This window comes from Nocardia sp. CA-136227 (genome assembly GCF_050955695.1).
Classification (GTDB): domain Bacteria; phylum Actinomycetota; class Actinomycetes; order Mycobacteriales; family Mycobacteriaceae; genus Nocardia.
In genome coordinates, this window is record NZ_CP192081.1 from 549,333 (window position 1) to 572,606 (window position 23,274).

Annotated in this window: 25 protein-coding genes; 13 read left to right on the forward strand and 12 right to left on the reverse strand. The window is 68.0% G+C overall.

Annotated elements, in window-relative coordinates:
* The first annotated feature begins 12 nt into the window (after positions 1-12).
* The 4 genes from ACQP06_RS02560 to ACQP06_RS02575 are packed head-to-tail and all read left to right on the forward strand — an operon-like array spanning position 13 to position 3,297.
* A complete protein-coding gene (locus ACQP06_RS02560; RefSeq protein WP_357275813.1) occupies positions 13-975 on the forward strand; it encodes an AAA family ATPase in 963 nt (320 codons plus the stop codon).
* Between the two features lie 7 nt (positions 976-982).
* On the forward strand, positions 983-2,257 hold the full coding sequence (locus ACQP06_RS02565; RefSeq protein WP_433670184.1) for a DUF58 domain-containing protein: 1,275 nt from the start codon (positions 983-985) through the stop codon (positions 2,255-2,257).
* Positions 2,254-2,682, forward strand: a complete 429-nt coding sequence (locus ACQP06_RS02570; RefSeq protein WP_433670186.1) for a hypothetical protein — start codon at positions 2,254-2,256, stop codon at positions 2,680-2,682. The genes ACQP06_RS02565 and ACQP06_RS02570 overlap by 4 nt, the downstream gene beginning before the upstream one ends.
* A 54-nt stretch (positions 2,683-2,736) precedes the next feature.
* Complete coding sequence (locus tag ACQP06_RS02575; protein ID WP_433670187.1) at positions 2,737-3,297, forward strand: RNA 2'-phosphotransferase; 561 nt, start codon at positions 2,737-2,739, stop codon at positions 3,295-3,297.
* 46 nt (positions 3,298-3,343) lie between these two features.
* Here ACQP06_RS02575 and ACQP06_RS02580 read toward each other — a convergent pair whose 3' ends face one another.
* Positions 3,344-3,691, reverse strand: coding sequence for a hypothetical protein (locus ACQP06_RS02580; RefSeq protein ID WP_433670189.1), 348 nt, complete (start codon positions 3,689-3,691; stop codon positions 3,344-3,346).
* 206 nt (positions 3,692-3,897) lie between these two features.
* Here ACQP06_RS02580 and ACQP06_RS02585 point away from each other — a divergent pair, with 206 nt between their 5' ends.
* Together ACQP06_RS02585 and ACQP06_RS02590 are read left to right on the forward strand one after the other, a co-directional pair.
* The gene (locus tag ACQP06_RS02585) at positions 3,898-4,557 is read left to right on the forward strand and encodes an AraC family transcriptional regulator ligand-binding domain-containing protein (RefSeq protein WP_433670191.1); all 660 of its coding nucleotides are present in this window, start codon (positions 3,898-3,900) and stop codon (positions 4,555-4,557) included.
* Positions 4,558-4,668: 111 nt separating this feature from the next.
* Entirely contained in the window at positions 4,669-4,845 is a 177-nt protein-coding gene (locus ACQP06_RS02590) for a helix-turn-helix domain-containing protein (RefSeq protein WP_433670193.1), read from the forward strand.
* A 135-nt stretch (positions 4,846-4,980) separates the two neighbouring features.
* On the opposite strand, the gene dmpG is transcribed toward ACQP06_RS02590, so the two are convergent.
* Genes dmpG through ACQP06_RS02605 form a run of 3 tightly spaced genes read right to left on the reverse strand, consistent with a single transcriptional unit; the run spans position 4,981 to position 7,796 of the window.
* Complete coding sequence (gene dmpG, locus ACQP06_RS02595) at positions 4,981-6,045, reverse strand: 4-hydroxy-2-oxovalerate aldolase (protein WP_246598189.1); 1,065 nt, start codon at positions 6,043-6,045, stop codon at positions 4,981-4,983.
* Positions 6,046-6,057: 12 nt separating this feature from the next.
* Positions 6,058-6,966, reverse strand: coding sequence for an acetaldehyde dehydrogenase (acetylating) (locus ACQP06_RS02600; protein ID WP_213558314.1), 909 nt, complete (start codon positions 6,964-6,966; stop codon positions 6,058-6,060).
* Between the two features lie 44 nt (positions 6,967-7,010).
* Positions 7,011-7,796 carry a 2-keto-4-pentenoate hydratase gene (locus ACQP06_RS02605; RefSeq protein ID WP_433670195.1) on the reverse strand — a complete coding sequence of 262 codons (786 nt, stop codon included), beginning with the start codon at positions 7,794-7,796 and terminating at the stop codon, positions 7,011-7,013.
* Positions 7,797-7,939: 143 nt separating this feature from the next.
* On the opposite strand from ACQP06_RS02605, the gene kstD reads away from it, so the two are divergent.
* Positions 7,940-9,655 carry a 3-oxosteroid 1-dehydrogenase gene (gene kstD / locus ACQP06_RS02610; protein WP_433670197.1) on the forward strand — a complete coding sequence of 572 codons (1,716 nt, stop codon included), beginning with the start codon at positions 7,940-7,942 and terminating at the stop codon, positions 9,653-9,655.
* Between the two features lie 346 nt (positions 9,656-10,001).
* Complete coding sequence (locus ACQP06_RS02615) at positions 10,002-10,862, forward strand: MaoC/PaaZ C-terminal domain-containing protein (protein ID WP_433670198.1); 861 nt, start codon at positions 10,002-10,004, stop codon at positions 10,860-10,862.
* A gap of 751 nt (positions 10,863-11,613) precedes the next feature.
* Here ACQP06_RS02615 and hsaB read toward each other — a convergent pair.
* The 4 genes from hsaB to hsaA are packed head-to-tail and all read right to left on the reverse strand — an operon-like array spanning position 11,614 to position 15,208.
* Positions 11,614-12,225 carry a 3-hydroxy-9,10-secoandrosta-1,3,5(10)-triene-9,17-dione monooxygenase reductase subunit gene (hsaB, locus tag ACQP06_RS02620; RefSeq protein ID WP_433670199.1) on the reverse strand — a complete coding sequence of 204 codons (612 nt, stop codon included), beginning with the start codon at positions 12,223-12,225 and terminating at the stop codon, positions 11,614-11,616.
* A gap of 29 nt (positions 12,226-12,254) precedes the next feature.
* The gene (gene hsaC / locus ACQP06_RS02625; RefSeq protein ID WP_433670201.1) at positions 12,255-13,154 is read right to left on the reverse strand and encodes an iron-dependent extradiol dioxygenase HsaC; all 900 of its coding nucleotides are present in this window, start codon (positions 13,152-13,154) and stop codon (positions 12,255-12,257) included.
* Between the two features lie 2 nt (positions 13,155-13,156).
* A complete protein-coding gene (gene hsaD / locus ACQP06_RS02630; protein WP_357089847.1) occupies positions 13,157-14,035 on the reverse strand; it encodes a 4,5:9,10-diseco-3-hydroxy-5,9,17-trioxoandrosta-1(10),2-diene-4-oate hydrolase in 879 nt (292 codons plus the stop codon).
* Between the two features lie 3 nt (positions 14,036-14,038).
* Positions 14,039-15,208, reverse strand: a complete 1,170-nt coding sequence (gene hsaA, locus ACQP06_RS02635) for a 3-hydroxy-9,10-secoandrosta-1,3,5(10)-triene-9,17-dione monooxygenase oxygenase subunit (protein ID WP_433670204.1) — start codon at positions 15,206-15,208, stop codon at positions 14,039-14,041.
* 200 nt (positions 15,209-15,408) lie between these two features.
* Between hsaA and ACQP06_RS02640 the strand changes: the two genes are divergently transcribed.
* Both ACQP06_RS02640 and ACQP06_RS02645 read left to right on the forward strand, forming a co-directional pair.
* The gene (locus ACQP06_RS02640) at positions 15,409-16,614 is read left to right on the forward strand and encodes a Rieske 2Fe-2S domain-containing protein (protein ID WP_433670206.1); all 1,206 of its coding nucleotides are present in this window, start codon (positions 15,409-15,411) and stop codon (positions 16,612-16,614) included.
* Positions 16,614-16,943, forward strand: coding sequence for a hypothetical protein (locus ACQP06_RS02645; RefSeq protein ID WP_357089840.1), 330 nt, complete (start codon positions 16,614-16,616; stop codon positions 16,941-16,943). Before ACQP06_RS02640 ends, ACQP06_RS02645 begins: the two co-directional genes overlap by 1 nt.
* 85 nt (positions 16,944-17,028) lie before the next feature.
* Here ACQP06_RS02645 and ACQP06_RS02650 read toward each other — a convergent pair whose 3' ends face one another.
* Positions 17,029-17,439: a cupin domain-containing protein gene (locus ACQP06_RS02650; RefSeq protein ID WP_379279917.1), complete on the reverse strand. Its 411-nt coding sequence runs from the start codon at positions 17,437-17,439 to the stop codon at positions 17,029-17,031.
* Positions 17,440-17,521: 82 nt separating this feature from the next.
* Between ACQP06_RS02650 and ACQP06_RS02655 the strand changes: the two genes are divergently transcribed.
* Positions 17,522-18,436 carry an AraC family transcriptional regulator gene (locus ACQP06_RS02655; protein ID WP_433670208.1) on the forward strand — a complete coding sequence of 305 codons (915 nt, stop codon included), beginning with the start codon at positions 17,522-17,524 and terminating at the stop codon, positions 18,434-18,436.
* A gap of 71 nt (positions 18,437-18,507) precedes the next feature.
* Positions 18,508-19,242, forward strand: a complete 735-nt coding sequence (locus ACQP06_RS02660) for an SIR2 family NAD-dependent protein deacylase (protein ID WP_433670210.1) — start codon at positions 18,508-18,510, stop codon at positions 19,240-19,242.
* Positions 19,243-19,247: 5 nt separating this feature from the next.
* Here ACQP06_RS02660 and ACQP06_RS02665 read toward each other — a convergent pair whose 3' ends face one another.
* Complete coding sequence (locus tag ACQP06_RS02665) at positions 19,248-20,000, reverse strand: DUF427 domain-containing protein (RefSeq protein ID WP_379279914.1); 753 nt, start codon at positions 19,998-20,000, stop codon at positions 19,248-19,250.
* 164 nt (positions 20,001-20,164) lie between these two features.
* Here ACQP06_RS02665 and ACQP06_RS02670 point away from each other — a divergent pair, with 164 nt between their 5' ends.
* A complete protein-coding gene (locus tag ACQP06_RS02670; protein WP_433670212.1) occupies positions 20,165-21,616 on the forward strand; it encodes an amino acid permease in 1,452 nt (483 codons plus the stop codon).
* A 9-nt stretch (positions 21,617-21,625) separates the two neighbouring features.
* On the opposite strand, the gene ACQP06_RS02675 is transcribed toward ACQP06_RS02670, so the two are convergent.
* A complete protein-coding gene (locus tag ACQP06_RS02675; RefSeq protein ID WP_433670214.1) occupies positions 21,626-22,102 on the reverse strand; it encodes a YbjQ family protein in 477 nt (158 codons plus the stop codon).
* A gap of 117 nt (positions 22,103-22,219) precedes the next feature.
* Complete coding sequence (locus ACQP06_RS02680) at positions 22,220-23,263, reverse strand: acyl-CoA dehydrogenase family protein (protein WP_433670216.1); 1,044 nt, start codon at positions 23,261-23,263, stop codon at positions 22,220-22,222.
* Between the last annotated feature and the right edge of the window lie 11 nt (positions 23,264-23,274).

A 23,274-nucleotide genomic window follows, 5' to 3' on the forward strand; every position in this document is an offset into this window, starting at 1 on the left:
GCGAGAGTTGCCATGACATCACCGATGGACGTGACCATCAAGCGCACCGACGCCGTACTGCGCGAAGTATCCCGGGTCGTGGTCGGCAAGCGGGACGAGCTGCAGCTGATCATGATCGCGGTGCTGTCCGGCGGCCACATCCTGATCGAGGATCTGCCCGGCCTGGGCAAGACCCTGATCGCGCGCTCCTTCGCGACCGCGCTCGGGCTGAACTTCACCCGCGTGCAGTTCACCCCGGACCTGCTGCCCGCCGACCTGATCGGCTCCACCATCTACGACATGCATTCGGGCCGTTTCAGTTTCCGGCGCGGCCCGGTGTTCACCAATATGCTGCTGGCCGACGAGGTCAACCGCACCCCGCCCAAGACCCAGGCCGCCCTGCTGGAGGCCATGGCCGAGGGCCAGGTCTCGATCGACGGTGAGACCTTCCCGCTGCCACAGCCTTTCATCGTCTTCGCCACCGACAACCCGATCGAGTACGAGGGCACCTACCCGCTGCCCGAGGCCCAGCTCGACCGCTTCGCCATGCAGCTGCGGCTCGGGTACCTGTCGGAGAACGACGAGATGAACATGATCCGCCGCCGCCTGGAACGCGGTGCGCAGCCCGCCCAGATCGGGCAGGTGGTGGACGCCGAGGGCCTGCTCGAGATGCGGCAGTCCGTCGAATTCGTGACCGTGCACCCCGATGTGGTCGGCTACGTGGTCTCGCTCGCCTCCGCCACCCGCGGCCACCCGCAGGTGGAGGTCGGCGCCAGCCCGCGCGCCGAACTCGACCTGGTGCAGATGGCGCGCGCCCGCGCCCTGCTGAACGGCCGTGACTACGTGGTCCCCGAGGACGTGAAGGCGCTGGCCATTCCCGCCATGGCGCACCGCATCACGCTGCGCCCCGAGATGTGGGTGCGCCGCATCCGCGGCGAGGACGTCATCTCCGAACTGCTGCGCCGCCTGCCCGTCCCGCGCGCCACCACCGCTTGAGGCACGCATGAAGCATCGCGACACCACCGCCTCCGTCGAGGCCGAACTGCGCTGGCGGCCCGCGCCGTTGGTGTTCATGCTCGCCGCGGTGTCGGCGCTCGCGCTGGTGCTGGCGGTGATCCTGGGCAAATGGCAGCTGGTGGTGTTCGCCGCGCCCATGCTCGGGGTGCTGGCCTCCGCGCCCTTGCAGCAGTCGCGCACCCGGATCCAGATCGACGGGTCCGGGGTGTTGCGCTGCTTCGAGACCGAGGAGGTGGTGCTGACCGCCGCCGCCTTCGTGGAGAGCGGCCACGCGCTGCTGCGGCTGCATCCGGAACCCCTGCCGGACATGGAGATCCACGTCGAGGAGACGGTCGACTCCGGCGTCTCCCCGGCCGGGCTGCGGCTGGCGCTGTCGGCGGCGCGCTGGGGCCGGTACCCGGTGCCCATGCGGATCACCGCGCTCAGCCCCGCCGGACTGGCGGTGGCCTCGGTGCGGCTGCCCGCGGGGGAGCTGTACATCTACCCGATCACCGACCCGCAGCGGATGCGGTTGCCGCGCACCGAACTTCCCGAACGCATGGGCTCGCACCTGACCCGGCGGCACGGCCCCGGCGTCGAATACGCCGACATCCGGGCCTACACCCCGGGCGACCAGCTGCGCACCGTCAACTGGCCGGTGAGCGCGCGCCGCGGGCAGCTGTTCGTGACCGAACGCTTCACCAACCGGGCCGCGGACGTGGTGGTGCTGGTGGACACCTCGATGCAGGCCCCCGGCCCCGCCTCGGAGTCGCTGGAGCTGTCGGTGCGCGGCGCCGCCCAGGTAGCGCAGTCCGCGCTGCAGGCCGGTGACCGCACCGCGGTGGTGTGCCTGGGCCGCAGCCCGCGCTGGCTGCGGCCCGATATCGGCCGCCGCCAGTTCTATCGCATCGTGGACGCGGTCCTCGACGTCGGCGACGAGCACATGGAAATGCAGGGTTCGCTGGCCCCGCACTCCGCGGTCCCGATCGGCGCGGTCATCATCGCCTTCTCGACCCTGCTCGACACCCAATTCGCGCTGGCCCTCATCGATCTGCGCAAACGCGGCCACGTCGTGGTGGTGATCGACGTGCTGCGCGGGCCGCCGTTCGGCGAGGGCCTGGACAATACGCTCGCCCGCATGTGGCAGCTGGAACGCACCTCCATGTACCGCGACATGGGCACCGTCGGCGTCGACATCGTGCCCTGGCCCGAGGACACCCGGCTCGACCAGGTGATGCGGATGCTGCCCGAACACCGCCGCACCGTGAGGGTCCGCCGATGACGAAGTTCCTGGCCGTACTGTCCGGCGTCCTGCTCGCGGGCGCGGTGGCCGTCATCCTGCCCTGGGCCGCAGTGCCGGTGGCCGTGCTGGCCGCGGCGGGCTGGCGCTGGCGAGCCTGCGCGGTGCTGGCCGTGCTGGCCGCCATGGCGGCGCTGGCCTGGGTCGGCACCGGGGCGCTGGTCGCGGGCGGCATCGGGCTGGTCGCCACCACCTATCTGCTGAACATCGCCAGCGTGTCGGCCCCGGCGGGCGTGGTGCCCACCACGATTCCGTCGGTCGCGGGTGCGCTCCTGTTCACCGTGGCGGCCGGGGCGGCGACCGTGCTGCCCGCCGGACTGACCTGGGTGCCGATCCTCGCGCCGTTCGCCGTGATCGCCTTGTACGCCATGCTGGTGCGCGGGCTGTCGAGCGACCCGGCCGCCTAGCGTCCCGGCGAAAATCGCTTCGAATTCGCGTGCGGGACTGCTTCACTCGCGAACATGAACGACTATCGCATGAACGAGCAACAGCTCGTCCGGACCTCCAAGCGGCTGTCCCGGCATCTGCGGCACGCCCCCGAGGCGATCGGGCTCACCCTGGACTCGGCCGGCTGGGTGGACGTCACCGCGCTGCTGGCGGGACTGGCCCGGCACGGCCGCGGCGTCACGCGGTCCGAACTGGACGAGGTGGTGGCACGGAACAACAAGCGCCGCTTCGAATTCGACGCGACGGGGACCCGGATCCGCGCGAGTCAGGGGCACAGTGTCGACGTAGACCTGGAGTACCGGGCGACCACGCCGCCCGAACTGCTCTACCACGGCACCGTTGCCGCGGCCCTGCCCGGAATTCGTGCCGAGGGCCTGCGGCCCATGCGCCGCCACGACGTCCATCTGTCGGCGGATACCGAGACCGCCGTCAAGGTCGGTTCACGTGGAGGCCGACCCATCGTGCTGACCGTGGACGCCGCCGCGATGCACCGCGACGGTCACGAGTTCCGGGTCAGCGCCAATGGGGTCTGGCTGGTGGCCGCCGTCCCGCCCGGTTACCTCGCCGGTCTCTGAGCTCCCGGCAGGACTCGAGCAGGACGGAATCCACGGTGGGCGGGAATTATTGGAGCGCGGGCGGCATCCGGGTCGGCTTGATCCGGCCGGCGTCGATGAGCGCCCGGAATGCCGCGGCTTTGCGCTGACATTCGGCGACCGGGCAGCGGCGGTGCTGCTGCATGGTGCGGTGGGCTTCCTGGACGCCCAGGGGGTGATCGGGGGCGAGGTGCGACCAGGAGGATGGTGCGGTGGCAGCCAACGCCAAGGCGTTGTGCTCCTTGGTGATTCGATCGCGGATCCGATCCACTGAGAGCCGATCGGGATCCTGGTGGGGGTGGTGCAGACTCATGATGGCGATTGCCGTGACCACGAGCGCTGCGAGGGTGGCCGTGAACACTTGCCAGGCGGCCATTCGTTCACCTTCTCCATGTCTATCGGATGTAGTCAGAGAGATATTCAGTTGATAGCTAGATATTCACCGTATGCCCTGAAACGTTACGCCTCCAGCGTGTCCTGGGTCAGGAACAATCGAATTTCGGCCGCTTTCAGCAACTTCCCCGCTCGTGGCGCCGCGCGGCACGCTGAATGTTTGCGACTATTTCGAGGTGGCGGACGGTCATGCCCAGTCGCGCTCCATCACCAGTGCGGCGCTCCTCGTCGAATTCGCGGTCGGCCAATGGCCTGGCAGCCGCTGATCTGCTGCACTACACCGGAATTCGTGAGCGGGATCTGATGGATTCGGCCGCCGAGATCAGCCTCGCGCAGGAGCTGGCCCTGATACGCAATGTCGTGGCCGGAGTCGGGGGTGAGCCCGGTATGGGGCTTATGGCCGGATTGCTGTGTCATCCACCGAGTCTCGGCGTCCTCGGGTCCGCCCTGATGAGCTGCCCGACCGTCCGCGAGGCCGTGGATCTGGCCCTGCGCTACGCGGACCTGTCGTTCACCGTGGCGCGGCACCACCTGGTCGTCACCGGCGACGATGTCTCCATCGTCCGCGACGGCAGCGGCGTGCCCGCCGACCTGCGGCGTTTCGCGGTGGAGCGGGATGTGGCCGCCATCTGGACAATTCAGCAGGACGTGATGCCGCTGCGCCCGCCCATCGCCCGGGTCGCGGTCGCCTTCCCTCCGCATCCGGTCTACGAGATGTTCGGGGCGATGCTCGGCGTCGAGGAGGTGGTCTTCAACGCGCAGCGTTCAGTTCTTGCCGGACCGTCCAGTATTCAGAAACTTCCACTACCTCAGGCGAATTACGCGACCGCCCGTTTCTATGAACGCTAGTGCGCCGAACTCCTGCAACGCCGGAAACGCCGCCAGGGCGTCAGCGGCTGCGCCCGGCACCTGCTCATCGCTCGCGGAGGAATAGCCGACCAATCGCGCATAGCCGCCGAATTGGACAGCAGCGTCCGAACATTGCGCCGCCACTTCGCCGACGAGGGCACCACCTTCCGCGAACTTTCAACCGAAACGGTCGGTTTGCTGTCTGGGGAATTCCTCGTCACCGGCATGACCGTCGAACAGGCCGCCCAGCGCCTCGGCTACGCCAGCGTCTCCGCCTTCCGCGCCTAGAAAGGCTAGTCCCCCAGACAGTTCGCCCGCGAGAACCACGGCCGCATCGCCGCTCGCGGCGCCTGACCTGCATCCACCCCAAACGACGCTGGGCCGCAACCGAATTCGGTTGCGGCCCAGCGTCGAGCGGGTGGGTCAGGCGTTGGCGGCCGACTTCTCCTTTTCGCGCTGGAGCTCCAGGGCGATGTCGATGAGCTGGTCTTCCTGGCCACCCACCAGCTTGCGCTGGCCGGCGCGGACGAGCATTTCGGCCGCGGAGACGCCGTAGCGTTCGGCCTGGCGCTCGGCGTGGCGGAGGAAGGAGGAGTAGACGCCCGCGTAGCCCATCATGAGGGCCTGGCGGTCGAGGAGGCACTCGCTCGGCATGGCCGGGCGGACGACGTCCTCGGCGGCGTCGGTGATGGCGAAGAAGTCGACACCGGTCTTGATGCCGAGCTTGTCGCAGACGCCGATGAAGGCCTCGACGGGCAGGTTGCCCGCGCCCGCGCCGAAACGGCGTGCGCTGCCGTCGATCTGGGTGGCGCCCGCGCGCACGGCGTACACCGAGTTCGCGACCGCGAGGCCCAGGTTCTCGTGGCCGTGGAAGCCGACCTGCGCGTCGTTGCCGAGCTCGGCGACCAGGGCGGAGACGCGGTCGGAGACCTGCTCCAGCACCAGCGCGCCGGCGGAGTCGACGACGTAGATGCACTGGCAGCCGGCGTCGGCCATGATGCGGGCCTGCTTGGCGAGGTTCTCCGGGGTGGTGGAGTGCGCCATCATCAGGAAGCCGACGGTCTCGAGGCCGAGGTCGCGCGCCATGTTGAAGTGCTGGATCGAGACATCGGCCTCGGTGCAGTGGGTGGCGATGCGGCAGATGCTCGCGCCATTGTCCTGCGAGATCTTGATGTCTTCCTTGACGCCGACGCCCGGCAGCATGAGGAAGGCGATCTTGGCCTGCTTGGCGGTCTCGGCCGCGACCTTGATCAGTTCCTGCTCAGGGGTTTTCGAGAAACCGTAGTTGAACGAGGAACCGCCGAGGCCGTCACCGTGGGTGACCTCGATGACCGGCACGCCGGAGTTGTCGAGGGCGGCGACGATGTCACGGACCTCTTCCACCACGAACTGGTGGCGCTTGTGGTGCGAGCCGTCGCGCAGCGACGTGTCGGTCACCCGGACGTCGAGATCCGCGGAGAACGGCTTCAGAATGTTCGAATTGCTCACTGTCGGTTCTCCTTACACCCGAGCCGAGATGATCTGGTCGGCCAGCACATTGCCCACCTGGGTGGCGGCCGCGGTCATGATGTCGAGGTTGCCCGAGTACGGCGGCAGGAAGTCGCCCGCGCCCTCGACCTCGACGAAGATCGACACCTTCGCCATGCCACCGGACACCAGCGACGGCTCGTCGAACTGCGGCTCGTTGAGCAGGCGGTAGCCGGGCACGTACTCCTGGATGGCCTTCTCCATGCGGTGCACCGACTCGGTGATCGCGTCGCGGTCGGCATCCTCGGGGATCGAGCAGAAGATGGTGTCGCGCATGATCATCGGCGGCTCGGCCGGGTTCAGGATGATGATGGCCTTGCCGCGCTTGGCGCCGCCGATGTTCATGACACCCGCGGAGGTGGTCTTGGTGAACTCGTCGATGTTGGCGCGGGTACCCGGACCGGCGGACACCGAGGACACCGACGCCACGATCTCGGCGTAGTCGACCGGAACGACGCGGGACACCGCGTGCACCATCGGAATCGTCGCCTGGCCACCGCAGGTGATCATGTTGACGTTCATCTCGTCACGCAGGGTGTCGAGGTTGACCGGCGGGATGACAGCGGGGCCGACGGCGGCCGGGGTGAGGTCGATGGCACGGATGCCGGCCTCGGCGTACTTCGGCGCGTAGGCGCGGTGCACGTACGCGGAGGTCGCCTCGAACAGCAGGTCCGGCTTCTCCGGCAGCGCCAGCAGCCAGTCCGCGCCCTCGGCGGAGGTCTCCAGGCCGAGGCCGCGGGCGCGCTTGAGGCCCTCGGAATCGGGGTCGATGCCGATCATCCAGCGCGGCTCGATCTTGTCCGAACGCAGCAGCTTGTACAGCAGGTCGGTGCTGATGTTGCCGGACCCGACGATCGCGGCGGTGACTTTGCTTGCAGTCACGGCTTTCTCCTACTCGGTGAGGTCTGTGTCAGTCGGGGCGGCGCTTACGCGAAACCCAGGTGGACGGAACCGAGTCCGGCGAACTCGGCGATGAACTCGTCGCCCGGGCGGGCGTCGATGGCACGGGTGCAGGAGCCGGGCAGCACGATGTCGCCCGCCTTCAACCGCACGCCGAACTGGGCGACCTTGCGGGCCAGCCAGGCGACGGCGATGGTGGGATCGCCGAGCACGGCGTCGGAACGGCCCTCGGCGATGACCTCGCCATTGCGGGTCAGCACGGCGTCGATGGCCTTGATGTCCAGCAGTTCCGGCGCGACGCGGGCCTGGCCGAGCACGTAGCCGGCCGAGGAGGCGTTGTCGGCGATGGTGTCGCAGAGGCCGATCTTCCACTCCTTGATGCGGGTGTCGATCAGCTCGATGGAGGGCGCGTAGGCGACGGTGGCCTTGCGGACGTCCTCCTCGGTGCAGTCCTCGCCGGGCAGGTCGGCGCCCAGGATGAACCCGACCTCGACCTCCACGCGGGGGTACAGGTACTTGGCGGTGTCGACCGGAACGTCTTCGAAGACTTCCATTTCCGCGAGCAGGTGCCCGTAGTCGGGCTCGTCGACGCCCATCATCTGCTGCATGGCCAGCGAGGACAGGCCGACCTTGTGGCCCACCACCTTCGCGCCACCGGCGAACCGCTGCCGCATGTTGATCAGCTGGATCTCGTACGCGTCGACCACGTCGATCTCGGGGTGCCGCGCGACCAGCGGGTCGATCGGGGTGCGATCCCGTTCGGCCGCGGCGAGTTCGTCAGCCAGTTCCTTGCGAAGCGCGTCGGTCAGCACGCTGTGTTCCTTCCATCGGGGGTACCGGCCGGTGGCCCTACGGTAACGAGACTAGAAATTGAAACGAGTTTTTGTGAAGAACATCGCTTCAGCAGTCCCATCTGCCAGACCAACATAGACCAAACCAGGATTGATTCTATAACGTGTTCTACATGACTGATCGGGATTACGACGTGGTGGTGGTCGGCAGCGGTGCCGCCGGTATGTCCGCCGCCCTCACCGCTGCGCACCACGGTCTGCGCACGGTGCTCATCGAAAAAGCCGCTCATTACGGCGGTTCTACCGCGCGTTCGGGCGGTGGCGTCTGGATTCCCGGAAACAAGGTGCTCAAGGCCGCCGGCAAGGGCGACGACCTGGACGAGGCGCGGACCTACCTCTACAGCATCATCGGCGACGTGGTGCCCAAGGAGAAGATCGACACCTACATCGATCGCGGCGCCGAGGCGTTCGACTACGTCCTGGACCACTCCGCGCTGAAGATGACCTGGGTGCCGGGCTACTCCGACTACTACCCGGAGGCACCGGGCGGCAAGGCGGACGGCCGCTCCTGCGAGCCCAAGCCCTTCAACCTGAAGGTACTGGGCGCAGAGCGCTTCAATCTGGAGCCGCCCTACAGCAAGGCGCCGCTGAACGTGGTCGTCATGCAGGCCGACTACAAGAAGCTCAACCTGATCCGCCGCCACCCGAGCGGCATCCTGCGCGTGCTGCGCGTCGGCACCCGCTGGGCGTGGGGCAAGGCCACCGGCAAGGCGCTGGTCGGCATGGGCCAGGCGATCATCGCGGGTCTGCGCAAGGGCCTGCTGGACGCGAACGTCCCGGTGCTGCTGAACACCCCGCTGACCGGCCTGGTCATCGAGAACGGCGTGGTCACCGGCGTCGAGGCCACCGAGAACGGCGAGACCGTGCGGTTCAACGCCAAGTACGGCGTGATCCTGGGCAGCGGCGGCTTCGAGCGCAACGCCGACATGCGGCACAAGTACCAGCGTGAGCCCATCACCACCGAGTGGACCACCGGCGCCGAGGCCAACACCGGCGACGGCATCCGCGCGGGCATCGAAGCGGGCGGCGCGATCGACTTCATGGACGACTCGTGGTGGGGTCCGACCACCTTCCGCGGCGAAGGCAAGCCCTGGTTCTGCCTCGCCGAGCGAAACCTGCCCGGATCCATCATGATCAACACGCAAGGTCAGCGATTCGGTAATGAGTCCGCTCCTTACGTCGAGGCTGTGCACACCATGTACGGCGGCGAATACGGGCAGGGTGAGGGTCCGGGCGAGAACGTGCCGTGCTGGCTCGTGTTCGATCAGCGCTACCGGTCTCGCTACATCTTCGCCGGATTGCAGCCTGGCCAGCCGATTCCGTCCCGCTGGATGGAAAACGACCTCATTGTCAAGGCCTCTTCGGTAGAAGCTCTCGCGGAGAAGATCGGCGTCCCCGCCGACAACCTGGCCGCCACCATCGAGCGCTTCAACGGCTTCGCCGAGACCGGCAAGGATCTCGACTACAAGCGCGGCGACTCCGCCTACGACCGCTACTACGGCGACGAGACCATCAAGCCGAACCCGTGCCTCAACAAGCTCGAGGTCGGCCCGTTCTACGCGGTCAAGATGGTCCCCGGCGACCTGGGCACCAAGGGTGGTCTGGTCACCGACAACGACGCCCGCGTGCTGCGCGAAGACGGCACCGTGATCGACGGCCTCTACGCCGCCGGCAACACCTCGTCGCCGGTCATGGGCCACACCTACGCCGGTCCCGGCGCGACCATCGGACCCGCGATCACCTTCGGCTACCTGGCCGCTCTCGACATCGCCGCCAAGGCGAAGAACGGCGCGCCGGTGACGGCCGACAAGGCGTCCTGAACCGTCCCAACCCGGTTCAGGATCGGGTTGGGCGCGAGTCGGGTCACGTCGAGTCCGCGCCCAACCCACCCACACATCCCGTCGTACCGCTCTATCCCGGCGGGGTGTGTGACGACAACTGAAGAACCCGGATCCGCCATCGCGAACGCTCTTTCCGATGGCGGGTCCGGTCTATATCCCGAGCATCAGGAGCCGTGCGCGGCGACGCGCTACCCGGTCAGCGGGCGCAAGCTTGCGGACTCGGCGGCCGCGTTGAACCATCGGACCCAACGAACGGGGCTCGCGGGTTCGGCACTACGACGTCAACTCGGACCCGAGTGGGGTCGCGATCACGAGGAGAACTTTCATGCCCATCGACTTGAGTGTCGCGCTCGGCGCGCAGATCCCGGCGCGCGATTTCAGCTGGTCGGCCAGCGACGTGCAGACCTACAACCTGGCGCTGGGCGCGGGCAACCGCTGGACCGACCCGGCCGAGCTGCGCTACCTCGACGACCGGGACCCGGCCGTGCTGCCGTCCTTCGGCACCGTCGCGCCCTCGTTCCACGAGACCGAGGCGCCGAAGGTCAAGTTCGACGGCATCGACATCGACCTGGCGAAGGTCGTGCACGGCAGCCAGGAGATCATCGTGCACCGCCCGATCCCGGCGTCAGGCAAGGGCACCATCGCGGGCAAGATCAGCGAGATCTGGGACAAGGGCTCCAACGCCGTCATCTGGCGTGAGGACACCGCCGTCGGCTCCGACGGCGAACCCCTGTGGACCTCCCGCTCCTCCATCTTCGCGAAGGGCGAGGGCGGCTTCGGCGGCGACCGCGGCCCGTCCGCCAAGACCGAACTCCCGGACCGCGCACCGGATTTCGAGGTGCTCACCCCCACCCTGCCGCAGCAGGCCCTGCTCTACCGCATGTGCGGTGACCGCAACCCGCTGCACTCGGACCCCGAGTTCGCCCGCAACGCCGGCTTCCCGAACCCCATCCTGCACGGCCTGTGCACCTACGGCCTGGTCCTCAAGACCGCCACGGACACCGCCCTGGCCTCGGATGTCGCCCGCGTCAAGGGTTTCCGCGCCCGCTTCGCCGGCGTCATGTACCCCGGCGAGACCCTCCGCTCCCGCATCTGGCAGCAGGACGGCGAGCTCGTCATCGCGGTGACCGTCGTCGAGCGCGACGACGCCCCCGTCCTCGCCGACGTGGTCCTCACCCACTCCTGACCCCGGTCTCCACCGGGCCGCAACCGACTCCGGTTGCGGCCCGGTGGCGTTCAATGTCGACGTTTGGCGGGGATGGCCGGTCCCCGCGAGAGTCACCCACACGATGCGTCGCTCGTCATCGATCGCATACCAGATCCGGCCACTGCCGGTGACCTCGTATTGCCATTGATCCAAACGCATTTCGCCTACCTCGACGTGCCCGAGCGCGCCCCTGAGCGGGTGCTGGCGCGTCAGGTCGTCGTACTTCATCGCCTCTGCCGAGTTGATCAGCCATCGGTCCTACCCGGGCGTTCGACATCGGTAGCGTCGCTGATGTCGAACGGTCCGCGTAGGCGGCGGGTCAACTCGGGGTCGGAGTGGATCTCAGCGGTGGCCTGCCATTCGCGAAGAGATCGGGCGAAGGGCAGCAACAGGCCGGTTTCCGCCCCCGCCAACAGGTTTTCGAGCAACTCGCGGACGCATTCGATGCGTTCGTCGGCGGGCTAGTTCAGAACTATGAGGGGTGGTGTGATGCGATCTGTACGAGCGGTCCTGAGGGAACTCCGCGCTGTTCGCCGCCGAGCTTCGGCTCTTGCTCGTCTCCAGAAGGCAGTGGCCGAAGGCGCTGTCGATCTGGAGGTCTTCCAGTCCAAGGGGAACTATCGACGTTGAGGGCGGGGGTTTGTCCCCAGCCTTCCCCAATGTGAAAGGCCCCTGTGGATGAAATCCACAGGGGCCTTTTTCTATCGCCAGGGTTCTGGAGGAACCCGCCTCACAGCCAGGTGTCGAGCGTGGTGGTGGTGAGGAAGTGTTCGAGGTCGGCGCGCCAGGGGGCGGGGGTGGTCTTCTCCGGCTCGATGGCCGTGTACTGGCCGCGGTAGAAGAGCAGCGGCCTGCCGGAGTCGGTGGACTCCGACAGGGCCTGTACCCGGCCGATCACGATGTAGTGATCGCCGCCGTCGAGCACGTTGTCCACAGTGCACTGGATCGTGGCCAACGCGCCGTCCAAAACCGGGAGGTCCAGTTCCGAGGTGTGCCAGTCGATTCCGCCGAACTTGTCGGGTTCGCGGGAACCGAAGCGGGCGCACACCGGCTGTTGCTCCTCGGCCAGCATGTTCACGGCGAAACTGCCGTTGCGTTCGATCGCCTTCCAGGAGCGGGACTCCTTGGTGGGGCAGAAGAGCACCAGCGGCGGATCGAGGGACAGGGCGGCGAACGACTGGCACGCGAAGCCGATCGGCGCCCGCTCGTCACCCTCGCCGTCGAAGGTGGTGATGACGGTGATGCCGGTGCAGAACTGCCCCAGCACATTCCGGAACTGCCGGCCATCGATGACGGGGTGCCCGTCGGTGGTCGCGTTCGTGGTCAATTCTGCCTCGGTCACTGTTCGGCCGCCCCTGTTGTCCGTACTCGCTACTTGAATCCGACAGTGAAGTCGTGGCCCCACAGGCTGACCGCGGTGGATTCGCGCGCGATCCACGAGTGGTCGTCGACCTCGAGTCCCTCACAGCCGAATTCGATGTCGAATCCGCCCGGCGTCTTCATGTAGAAGGAGAGCATCTTGTCGTTGATGTGGCGACCCAGGGTCGCCGACATCTTGACCTTCTTGCGGTTCGCGCGATCCAGGCAGAGGCCGACATCGTCGGAGTTCTCCACCTCGACCATCAGGTGCACGATCCCGGTCGGGTTCGGCAGCGGCAGGAAGGCCAGCGCGTGGTGGCGCGGGTTGCAGCCGTAGAAGCGCAGCCAGGCCGGGTCGCCGTCGGCGGGACGGCCCACCATCTGCGGGGGCAGACGCATGGAGTCACGCAGGCGGAAGCCCAGCACGTCCTGGTAGAACGCCTGCGCCGCGGCGTCGTCCGTGCAGGTGAGGACCACGTGGCCCAGACCCTGCTCGGCGGTCACGAACTTGTGGCCGTACGGGCTGACGAAACGGCGACCCAGGTACTGGGCGCCGTAGAACGCCTCCAGGGTGTTGCCGGCCGGATCCTGGAAACGGATCATGCCCTCGACGCGACGCTCACCGAGTTCTTCCTTGGTGCCCTCGGTGAAGGCGACCCCGGCCTTGTCCAGGCTCTCGCGCAGCTCCTGCAGGCCCTTGGCGTCGGTGACCTCCCAGCCGGAGACCAGCAGGCGGTCCTGCTCGCCCGGCACGATGATCAGACGCGCGGCGAAGTCGTCCATACGCAGGTAGAGCGCGTCGGGGTTGAGCCCCGAGCCCTCCATCATCCCGAGCACCTTGAGGCCGTACTCGCGCCAGGCCGCCATGTCGGTGGCCTCGATGCGCATGTACCCGAGTGCCTTGATACTCATGGTCACTTCTCCTTGACGCCGAGCAGGAAGTCGGTTGCCAGGCGGTTGAACTCGTCGAACTTCTCCAGCTGCGCCCAGTGCCCGCAACCGCCGAACACGTGCAGCTGCACGCGCGGCACCATCTTCAACGCCACGAGCGCGCCGTCGATCGGGTTCACGCGGTCCTCGCGGCCCCAGATCATCAGCACCGGCTGACGCAGCTTGAACGCGTCGCGCCAGATCATGCCCTTGGCGAAGTCGGCGCCCGCGAAGGACTTGCCCATGGCGCGGGTGGCGGCCAGGGATTCCGGCTGCGAGGCCGAGGCGAAACGCTCCTCGACGAGTTCCGGCGTGATCAGCGACTGGTCGAAGACCATGATCCGCAGGAACGCCTCCAGGTTCTCCTTCGTGGGTTCGAAGTTGAACTTGGACAGCAGCTTCACGCCCTCGGTCGGGTCCGGCGCGAACAGGTTGGTGGACAGGCCGCCCGGGCCCATCAGCACCAGCTTGCCGGCGCGGTCCGGGTAGTCCAGCGCGAAGCGGGTGGCCGCGCCGCCGCCGAGCGAATTGCCCAGCAGGTGAACGCGATCGGTGATGCCGAGGGTGTCGAGCAGGTCCTTCAGCGCCGAGGACGAGTGCACGAAGTACTGCGGGTGCTCGGTCGGCTTGTCGGACTGCCCGAAGCCGGGCTGGTCGACGGCGAGGACGTGGAAGTCCTTGGCCAGCACCGGAATGTTCTTGGCGAAGTTCGACCAGGAGCTCGCGCCCGGACCGCCGCCGTGCAGCAGCACGATGGTGGGGCCGTTACCGACGCCCGCCTCGTGGTAGTGCAGCTTCAGGTCCGGTCGCACCTGCGCGAAGCGCGAGGTGGACTCGTAGGTGATTTCCTCTACGGCCGTCACGGATTACACCATTCCGTCGGTGACCGGCAGGCCGAACGCGTGGGTGCCGTACATGACGTAGGCGCGCTCGGGATCCTGCGAGGCGTGCACGCGGCCGGCGTGGGCGTCACGCCAGAAGCGCTGCAGCGGAGTGCCTTCCACCAGTGCGGTGGCGCCGGCGGCCTCGAAGAGGCGGTCGACGGAGGCGATCACGCGGCCGGTGGCGCGCACCTGGTCGCGGCGGGCGGCGGCACGCATCTCGAACGGGACGTCCTTGCCCGCCACGATGCACACGTACTCGTCGGCGATATTGCCCGACAGCTGACGCCAGGCGGCGTCGATGTCACTGGCGGCCTCGGCGATCCGGACCTTGGCGAACGGGTCGTCCTTGGCGTTCTCGCCGGCGAAGGCGGCGCGCACGCGCTTGCCCTGGTGCTCGACGTGGGCCTCGTAGGCGCCGTAACCCATGCCGATGATCGGCGCGGTGATGGTGGCGGGGTGGATGCTGCCCCACGGCATCTTGTACAGCGGATCGGTATTCTGCTCCAGGCCAGGCGATTTCAGTTCGCCCATGGTCCGCATGCTGAGGAAACGGTGCTTGGGAACGAAAACGTCCTTGACCACGACGGTGTTGGAACCGGTGCCGCGCAGGCCCACCACGTGCCACACATCGTTGACGACGTACTCGCTGCGGGGGATCAGGAACGAGCCGAAGTCGACCGGCTTGCCGTTCTTGATGACCGGACCGCCGACGAAGACCCAGTCGGCGTGATCGGAACCCGAGGACCAGGCCCACGAACCGTTGACGGTGTAGCCCGAGCCGTCCTCGGTCACCACACCCGCGCCCATCGGGGCGTAGGAGGAGGAGATCCGGACCTCGGTGTCGTTGCCCCAGACCTCTTCCTGGGCCTTCTGGTCGAACAGCGCCAGGTGCCAGTTGTGGATGCCGAGGATGCCGGCACACCAGCCGGTCGAACCGCAGGCGCTGGCCAGCTTGCGGACCTGGTCATAGAAGATCACCGGGTCGCAGGCGTAGCCGCCCCACTGCTTGGGCTGCACGAGCTTGAAGAAGCCGGTCGCCTGCAGATCCTTGACGGTCTGGTCCGGAAGGCGGCGCAGATCCTCGGTCTCCTGGGCGCGCTCACGCAGGGTCGGCAGCAGCGCCTCTACCCGCTCAACTACTTCTTGCGTCATCTCGCCAGTTGCTCCTGCCTGGTACGGGGACCGGAAGCGGTCTTCGTTTGCCCCTGAGAGTAGAACACGTTCTTATTCCTGTCGAGAACGCGGTTCATGCCCAGCTCAGAGAGACGCCATCCTGGTAGTTGGTCCTATCGCTGGCAAACGGCCAGCCGATTTTGTAACGTGTTCTAGTACATCCATAGGAGGATCAGGAAATGGCGACAACCCCCCAAGGGCCCCGCGGAAAGGTCCGCGAGATCGACGTGGGCGCCGCGCCCACCCGTTTTGCCCGGGGCTGGCACTGTGTAGGCCTGGCCAAGGACTTCCGGGACGGCAAGCCGCACTCGGTCAATATTTTCGGCACCAAGCTGGTCGTTTTCATGAACAGCCAGGGTGAACTGAAGGTCCTGGACTCCTACTGCCGCCATCTCGGCGGCGACCTCTCCATGGGTGAGGTCAAGGGCGATTCCATCGCTTGCCCGTTCCACGACTGGCGCTGGGGCGGCAACGGCAAGTGCACCGGCATCCCGTACGCCCGCCGCGTGCCCCCGCTGGCCCGCACCCGCGCGTGGATCACGCTCGAGCGCAACGGTCAGCTGTACGTGTGGCACGACCACGAGGGCAACCCGCCCTCGGACGAGGTGACGATCCCCTACATCGAGGGTCCGTACACCAATGCCGACGGCACCCCGTCGGAGAGCCTCAACGACGGCTGGACCGACTGGACCTGGCACTCGCTGCTGATCGAGGGCTCCAACTGCCGCGAGATCATCGACAACGTCGTGGATATGGCGCACTTCTTCTATATCCACTATGCCTTCCCGACGTACTTCAAGAACGTCCTCGAGGGTCACGTCGCCACCCAGTACCTCGAGACCAAGGGTCGCCCGGACATCGGCCAGGCGGCCGCGAACGGCATCGACGTGCTGCTCAAGTCCGAGGCGTCGTACTTCGGCCCGTCGTACATGATCAACCCGCTGCTCAACATCTACAGCGGCTTCGAGGTCAAGACGGTCCTGATCAACTGCCACTACCCGGTCTCGCAGGACTCGTTCGTGCTGCAGTGGGGCGTGTCGCTGCAGAAGCCGCAGGGGCTGCCCGAGGCGCAGGCGGACAAGTTCGCCGCCAAGATGACCGAGGGCGTGTCCGAGGGCTTCCTGCAGGACGTCGAGATCTGGAAGCACAAGTCCAAGATCGACAACCCGCTGCTGACCGAGGAAGACGGCCCGGTCTACCAGCTGCGTCGCTGGTACGAGCAGTTCTACGTCGATGTCGCCGACATCGACCCGAAGATGACGCAGCGCTTCGAATTCGAGATCGACACCTCCAAGGCCAACGAGCAGTGGGGTCTCGAGGTCGAGGAGAACCTGCGCAAGAAGGCGGAGGCCGAAGCGGCCGCCGCGCAGGAGGCGAACGCCTGATGACCACCTGGGCGAAGGCACCCGATTTCGCGGACCGGCCGGAACAGCGAGCGCAGGTGCGCGCCCAGACGGTCGTCGACAAAGAGCACTACATGGAGTCCGGTCTGACGCCGATCGCGTGTCAGACCTGCGGCACCCAGGTGCAGGTGCGCAAGCACAGCCACAACCAGAAGACGGTGCAGTGGACGACCGACCCGGCCGCCACCTGCCCCGTCTTCCGCAAGCTGGCCGAGTCCGGTCCCACCACCGGGAAGCCGGACTCGTGCCCGAACCTCGAGAAGACCATCGACCACGCGGTCGCCGAAGGACTTCTCGGGATCGACGACTGAATCGGTCGACCCACCGGGTTCCACTTGCGGTGTGCCCGCCGCGCGAAAGCACGGCGGGCACGAGAACCGAAGAGTGGAAATTCCCTCAGTCGAGCCGGAAGTCGGCGAAGTCGAATCCGGGGGAGACGACGCAACTCACCAGCGCGTAGTCGTCTCCCGCCGGACGGGCGGCCTGGCTGATCCCGCCGGGAACCACCGCCTGGGGGCGCTGCCCCTGCTCGACATCAGGTCCGAGGACGATCTCCTCACCCCCGATGTTCAGCAGCAGGGGACCACCCCGATGCCAGAACCAGATCTCGTCCGAGGCCACCGTGTGCGGCGCGGACTTCTCACCCGGCAGCAGCAGGAAGTAGATCGCGGTGCCGCTCGCCCGCGGCCCCGGATAGTCCTCCGGCGTGAATTCCACTGGGCTGCGCCAGGTTTCGCGATACCAGCCACCCTCGGGATGCGGCTGAAGATCCAATTCCACGGCCAGTTTCGGACGGTCGTCGCTCATCGGTTCACTGTATTTCCCGACGCCCCGGGATGCGGGGCGGCGCGAGAATCACCACGCTGCGGCGAGCGGATATGGTCGAAACGTGGACCTGCTCAGCGAAGCCATCTCCGCCATTCGGACCGGTCACCCCACCTCCGGCATGTTCGTGCGGCACGCGCCGTGGGGCCGCGCGTATCCGGTGGTGCCCGGCTCGGGATTCCATGTGGTGCTGCAGGGTTCGTGCTGGCTGGTGCCGCCGGACGGAGAACCGATGGCCCTCGGCGTCGGCGATGTGATCTTCATGCCCCGCGGGGCTGATCACCTGCTGGTGGACAGTCTCGACAGCGCCGTCACCGAGCGGGCGCGGCCGGGCGAGCCGCGGGAGATCACCGGGCCGGGCGCGCGCTGCGTGCTGGTCTGCGGGGCCTACGAACTCGGGCGGCAGCGCAGCCACCCGCTGCTGGACGAGCTGCCCGAATTCATCCATCTCCCCGCCCGTCCCGGCCGCCACCCCGCCCTGCGCGGAGCGGTGGACCTGCTCGCCGCCGAGATCTCCGAACCGCGGGCGGGCACCGACGCCGCGATCCCGGCCCTGCTGGAGACCCTGCTGCTGTTCGCGCTGCGCGCCTGGTTCGACGATCGGGCCGACGCGCCGACCGGCTGGGCCGCGGCCTTCACCGATCCGGCCGTCGCGACCGCCCTGCGCGCCATGCACGAAGCGCCCGAGCGGGGCTGGGCGGTACCCGAACTCGCTGCCGTGGCGGGTGTTTCGCGGGCCACCCTGGCCCGGCGCTTCACGGCCACGGTCGGTGAGCCGCCGCTGTCCTACCTCACCCGGTGGCGCATGCTCACCGCGGCGCGACTGCTCCGGGAGTCCGACACCCCGTTGTCGACCGTCGCCCGGAAGGTCGGCTACCAGAGCGAATTCGCGTTCGCGAAGGCGTTCAAACGCGAATACGGGCTGGCGCCCGGACAGTACCGGCGCGCGGAGGATCAGCCCGCGGTCATCGCGGTGTGAGACGGGCGGGCTGCTGAACGGCCGGTGAATCCGGAGGCGGAAGGGCGGCGCGGCGGCCTAGGCTGGCAGGCGTGACGGACTGGCGTGCACGCAAGGGGCCGATCGGGGTACTGACGGGCGCGGGCATCTCCACCGATTCCGGGATTCCGGATTTCCGTGGGCCGCGCGGGGTCTGGACCGAGGATCCGATCGCGGAACTGCTCTCCACCTATCAGAACTATGTGGCCGATCCGGAATTACGGGCGCGGGCCTGGCTGGCCCGCCGCGACAATCCGGCCTGGACGGCCACCCCGAACGACGCCCATCGCGCGCTGGCCAGGCTGGCGGCGGAGCGCCAGGTCGGGATCATCACGCAGAACATCGACCGGCTGCATCAACGGGCGGGCTCGGACACGGTCGTGGAGATCCACGGCAATATGTTCGAAGTCGTCTGCATCGACTGCGAATTCACCGACTCCATGGCGGCCACCCTGGAGAAGGTCGCCGCCGGGGACCCGGATCCCGCGTGCCCGGAGTGCGGCGGCATCCTCAAGGCGGCCACCATCATGTTCGGGCAGCACCTGGATTCGGATGCGATCCGGGCGGCCGTGCAGATCGCCGAGACCGCGGAGATCTTCCTGGCCGTGGGCAGTACGCTCCAGGTCGAGCCCGCGGCCTCGATGTGCGCGGTGGCCGTGGACGCGGGCGCGGACCTGGTCGTGGTGAACGCCGAGCCGACCCCGTACGACGAGTACGCCGCCGAGATCGTGCGCGACCCGATCGGTGTCGCGCTACCCCGGTTGGTGTCGGAGATCCTGGGGGACTGAGGGTTTCAGCTGAACGGGGTCTTCGGGCGGGCCTGGAGTTCGCCGTCGATCCACAGGTCGATCTTCTCGTTGTAGAAGCAGGCGAGCCCGGCGATCTTCTGGCTCTCCGGCAGCGGGGTGCGGTAGATCCAGACCAGGTCCGGGAACTCCTCCTCGCCGAGCCGAACCGACCAGTATTCGGCGGTGCCCTTGTACGGGCAGTGCGTCTCGGTGTCGGACGGTGTCAGCAGGTCCATCCGGACATCGGTGAGCGGCACGTAGTAGCGCGCCGGCAGGCCGGTCTCGAACAGGATGCGCGGGCCGTGCGAATCGGCCAGCACCTGGCCGTTCAGTTCCACCCGCACGTGCCGGGAACTGCCGAGGATGTCCACCCGGGTGTAGGGGTCGCGCGGGTGCACGTAGATCGGTTCGTCCTCCTCGAACCATTCCGTCATGGCGTGGAAATCCAGTTTCACCAGGTCACGCAGTTCCGGGAGCGGGGAATCGAGGTGCCGGACGGCCGCGCCGGCCGCCACGACGCCGTCGGTCACCACATCGAACTCGGTGCCGGTGCCGCGGCTGGGGGACGGGCGGGTCTTGCCATTGGGTTCCAGCTTGGCCCGCAGGTCGGCGACCGGCAGGTAGTAGGTGGGGTAGTGCGGGGACTCCCACACCAGCGTCGGAGTGACGGTGTCCGCGGCCAGGTGACCGCCGAGGTAGGCGCGTACCCGCTTGGCGCTCGGTTCGACGCGTACTCGGCCGCGCTGAGTCTCGGTCATACCTTCCGACGGTACGCCCGCCATGGAAGCGGCTGGCGGCGAAGCGGATTCGGGACGTGGGCCGATGCGTGTCCGGCGCGGTTCCGGAGGCGATTTTCCCCGGCTGACCAGGCTCGATAGGGTGGGCTGGCAATTTATGGGCAACACAAGAAGGTGGCGGTCAGATGTCGGAACCGGTCGAGGCGCGCGTGACGGGGCCGGACGGCACGCTGACGGCGGGCATCGACGCCACGCCATCCGAGCCGCAGGGGCTGCGCACCGGGCTCCGGCGCCGTCACATGACCATGATCGGCATCGGCGGGGCGATCGGCGCGGGCCTGTTCGTGGGCAGCGGCTCGGTCATCCAGACCGCCGGGCCCGCCGCCGTGCTGTCCTACGCGGCCGCCGGGCTGGTGGTGCTGGCCGTGCTGCGGGCCCTCGGGGAAATGGTGGTCGCCCGACCGGTCGCCGGATCGATGGGGGAGTACGCGCGCCTGGCCATGGGTCCGTTCGCCGGATTCACCGTCGGCTGGCTGTACTGGTACCTCTACGTCATCCTGGTCGGCGCCGAGGCGGTGGCCGGGGCGGCCATCCTCGGCACCTGGGTCGACCTGGACCAGTGGGTGCTCTCGGCCGGACTGCTGATCATCATGACCGCCGTCAACCTGCTGTCGGTGAAGTCGTTCGGCGAGTTCGAGTTCTGGTTCGCCTCCATCAAGGTGGTGGCCATCGTCGGCTTCCTGGCGGTCGGGCTGGCCTGGATCTTCGGGCTCTGGCCCGGGTCGCAGTCCGGATTCGGGAACCTCACCGGCCATGGCGGTTTCGCACCCAACGGGGTCACAGGCATCTTCTCGGCAATCGTGGTGGTGATGTTCGCCTTCGGCGGCACCGAGATCGTCACCGTCGCGGCCGCCGAGACCGAGGAACCGGCCAAGGCCGTCACCCGCGCCACCAACAGCGTGCTGTGGCGGGTGGGCCTGTTCTACGTGGCCTCGATCTTCCTGGTGGTCACGATCCTGCCGTGGAACGACGCCAAGGTGCTGACGAGCCCCTTCGTCAGCGCCCTCGAACACATCGGCATCCCCGCCGCGGGCACCATCATGCAGGTCGTCATCCTGACCGCGGTGCTGTCGGTGCTGAACTCGGCCATCTACGTCTCCTCCCGCACGCTCTACGTCCTCACCCGCGACGGCGATGCCCCCGCCGCCCTGGTGAAACTCAACAAGCGCGGCGTCCCCGCCCGGGCCGTCCTGCTCGGCACCACCGCCGCCTGGGGCGCGGTCATCGCCTCCTACGTCTCCCCGGACAAGGTCTTCACCTTCCTGGTGAACTCCATCGGCGTGGTGCTGGCCTTCGTCTACGTGGCGATCATGTTCTCCCAGCTCCGCCTGCGCGCCCGCCTCCGCCGCGAGGACCCCTCCGCCCTCACCTACCGCATGTGGGGCTACCCCTACATCAGCTGGGCCGTGATCATCGCCCTGTTCGCCGTCTTCGTCGCCATGGCCCGCAACCCCGACCAGCGCAACCAGCTCATCGCCTCCACCGTCAGCCTCCTGGCGGTCATGGCGATCTACCCCCTGCGCGCCAAATTCGGCCGCAAGAAGCCGGTCCGCGAGGTCGAGGTGCTCCACCACTGACCGACCCGGCTACTCCCCGGCCGGCTTGACCACGACCGCGGTGCCGTAGGCGGCGACCTCGCTCATGGTGTTGGCGATCTCGTTGCAGTCGAATCGCATGGCGACGACGGCGTTCGCGCCATAAGCCATGGCGTGCTGGCACATTCGCATGATCGCCTCGTGCCGCGACTGATACAGCAGCTGCGTGTACTCGTGAATCTCGCCGCCGCCCAAGGCCCGGAACCCGGCCGCGAAGTTCGCGCCCAGACCACGACTGCGCACGGTCAGCCCCGCGACCTCACCGATCACCCGGACGATCTCCTGACCCGGCACATCGTTCATGGTGGACACCAGGATCGGGAACTGCGGGGCCGGAGGCTGCTGCGGCTGCGGCTGGCCCTGCTGCGGGTAGGGGGCCTGGCCCTGCGGGGGATACGGCTGCTGGCCGGGACCCTGCTGCGGGTACTGCTGCTGATAGGGCTGCTGCGGCGGCATGGGTTGGTTCATGAGCGGGATGGTACGGGGCGGAATCGACCGCGGGCGGCATCCAGGTGAACGGGCCGGGGACGGCGAACGGCCCGTGCGCGGTGAATCGCGCACGGGCCGTTCGGGAAAGCGTCGCCGCTAGGCCGGGCGGGCCAGGGGGCGGGCGGGGGTGCCGAACAGCTGGGCGTCGGCGTGGGCGCGCTTGAAGAACAGGTGCGCGTCGTGTTCCCAGGTGATGGCGATGCCGCCGTGCATCTGGACGGTCTCCGAGACCACCGAGTTGAAGGTGTCGATGGCGTGCAGGCGAGCGGCCTGGATGTCTATCGGGTCGATCGCGCCCTCGGCGAGACCGGCGATCGCCAGGTAGCCCAGCGAGCGGGCCGACTCCACCAGCACGTACATGTCGGCCATGCGGTGCTTGAGGGCCTGGAAGCTGCCGATCGGGCGGCCGAACTGCACACGCGACTTCGAGTACTCGACGGTCATGTCGAGGCACTGCTCGGCCGCGCCGATCTGCTCGGCCACCATTGCGGCCCAGGCGATCTCACGCAGGCGGGTGACGTCGAGCTGCCCCAGCGGGGTCGCCGCCACGGAGTCGAAGTCGATGCGCGCCAGCTTGCGGGTCGGGTCCTGGGTGACCACGGCGGTGCGGGTGACCCCCGCCGCGTCGCCCGCGACCTCGAACAGGCCGTCGGCGGTGAGCACCAGCAGGGTGTCGGCGAACGCGCCGTCGAGCACGTAATGCACTGAGCCCGAGAGGGTTCCGCCGTTCGACTGGACGCCGAAGGCGTCCCAGCCGCTCGCCGCCGCCCAGCACAGGGCCAGCGTCCGCGCGCCCTCGGCGACCTCCGGCAGCAGCCGCTCGTTGGCCTCGGTGTTCCCGGCCAGCAGCAGCGCCTGCACGCCCAGCACGGCCGAACCGAGCATCGGGGGCGCGGACAGCGTGCGGCCGAGTTCCTCGACCACCAGCAGGGATTCGACCAGGCCGACCCCGATGCCGCCGAACTCCTCCGGAATGGCCAGGGCCGCGACGCCGACCTGCTCGCACAGCAGCTTCCACAGCTGTTCGTCGTAGCCGCGCTCGGTCTCCAGCCCGCGCCGCATGGCCGCGCTGTCACCGTGCTTGGTCAGCACCGCGCGCACGGTGGTGACGAGTTCCTGCTGTTCGGCAGTGAGGCTCATGCGTTCGCTCC

Bases quoted from the DNA above. Each gene is read 5' to 3' on its own strand.
- ACQP06_RS02675 (WP_433670214.1), bottom strand. From the start codon at position 22,102: ATGAACCAACCCATGCCGCCGCAGCAGCCCTATCAGCAGCAGTACCCG.
- ACQP06_RS02560 (WP_357275813.1), top strand. From the start codon at position 13: ATGACATCACCGATGGACGTGACCATCAAGCGCACCGACGCCGTACTG.
- ACQP06_RS02645 (WP_357089840.1), top strand. From the start codon at position 16,614: ATGACCACCTGGGCGAAGGCACCCGATTTCGCGGACCGGCCGGAACAG.
- ACQP06_RS02670 (WP_433670212.1), top strand. From the start codon at position 20,165: ATGTCGGAACCGGTCGAGGCGCGCGTGACGGGGCCGGACGGCACGCTG.
- ACQP06_RS02575 (WP_433670187.1), top strand. From the start codon at position 2,737: ATGAACGACTATCGCATGAACGAGCAACAGCTCGTCCGGACCTCCAAG.
- ACQP06_RS02580 (WP_433670189.1), bottom strand. From the start codon at position 3,691: ATGGCCGCCTGGCAAGTGTTCACGGCCACCCTCGCAGCGCTCGTGGTC.
- ACQP06_RS02565 (WP_433670184.1), top strand. From the start codon at position 983: ATGAAGCATCGCGACACCACCGCCTCCGTCGAGGCCGAACTGCGCTGG.
- hsaA (WP_433670204.1), bottom strand. From the start codon at position 15,208: ATGACGCAAGAAGTAGTTGAGCGGGTAGAGGCGCTGCTGCCGACCCTG.
- ACQP06_RS02615 (WP_433670198.1), top strand. From the start codon at position 10,002: ATGCCCATCGACTTGAGTGTCGCGCTCGGCGCGCAGATCCCGGCGCGC.
- ACQP06_RS02665 (WP_379279914.1), bottom strand. From the start codon at position 20,000: ATGACCGAGACTCAGCGCGGCCGAGTACGCGTCGAACCGAGCGCCAAG.
- ACQP06_RS02570 (WP_433670186.1), top strand. From the start codon at position 2,254: ATGACGAAGTTCCTGGCCGTACTGTCCGGCGTCCTGCTCGCGGGCGCG.
- hsaC (WP_433670201.1), bottom strand. From the start codon at position 13,154: ATGAGTATCAAGGCACTCGGGTACATGCGCATCGAGGCCACCGACATG.
- ACQP06_RS02650 (WP_379279917.1), bottom strand. From the start codon at position 17,439: ATGAGCGACGACCGTCCGAAACTGGCCGTGGAATTGGATCTTCAGCCG.
- ACQP06_RS02585 (WP_433670191.1), top strand. From the start codon at position 3,898: ATGCCCAGTCGCGCTCCATCACCAGTGCGGCGCTCCTCGTCGAATTCG.
- ACQP06_RS02640 (WP_433670206.1), top strand. From the start codon at position 15,409: ATGGCGACAACCCCCCAAGGGCCCCGCGGAAAGGTCCGCGAGATCGAC.
- ACQP06_RS02680 (WP_433670216.1), bottom strand. From the start codon at position 23,263: ATGAGCCTCACTGCCGAACAGCAGGAACTCGTCACCACCGTGCGCGCG.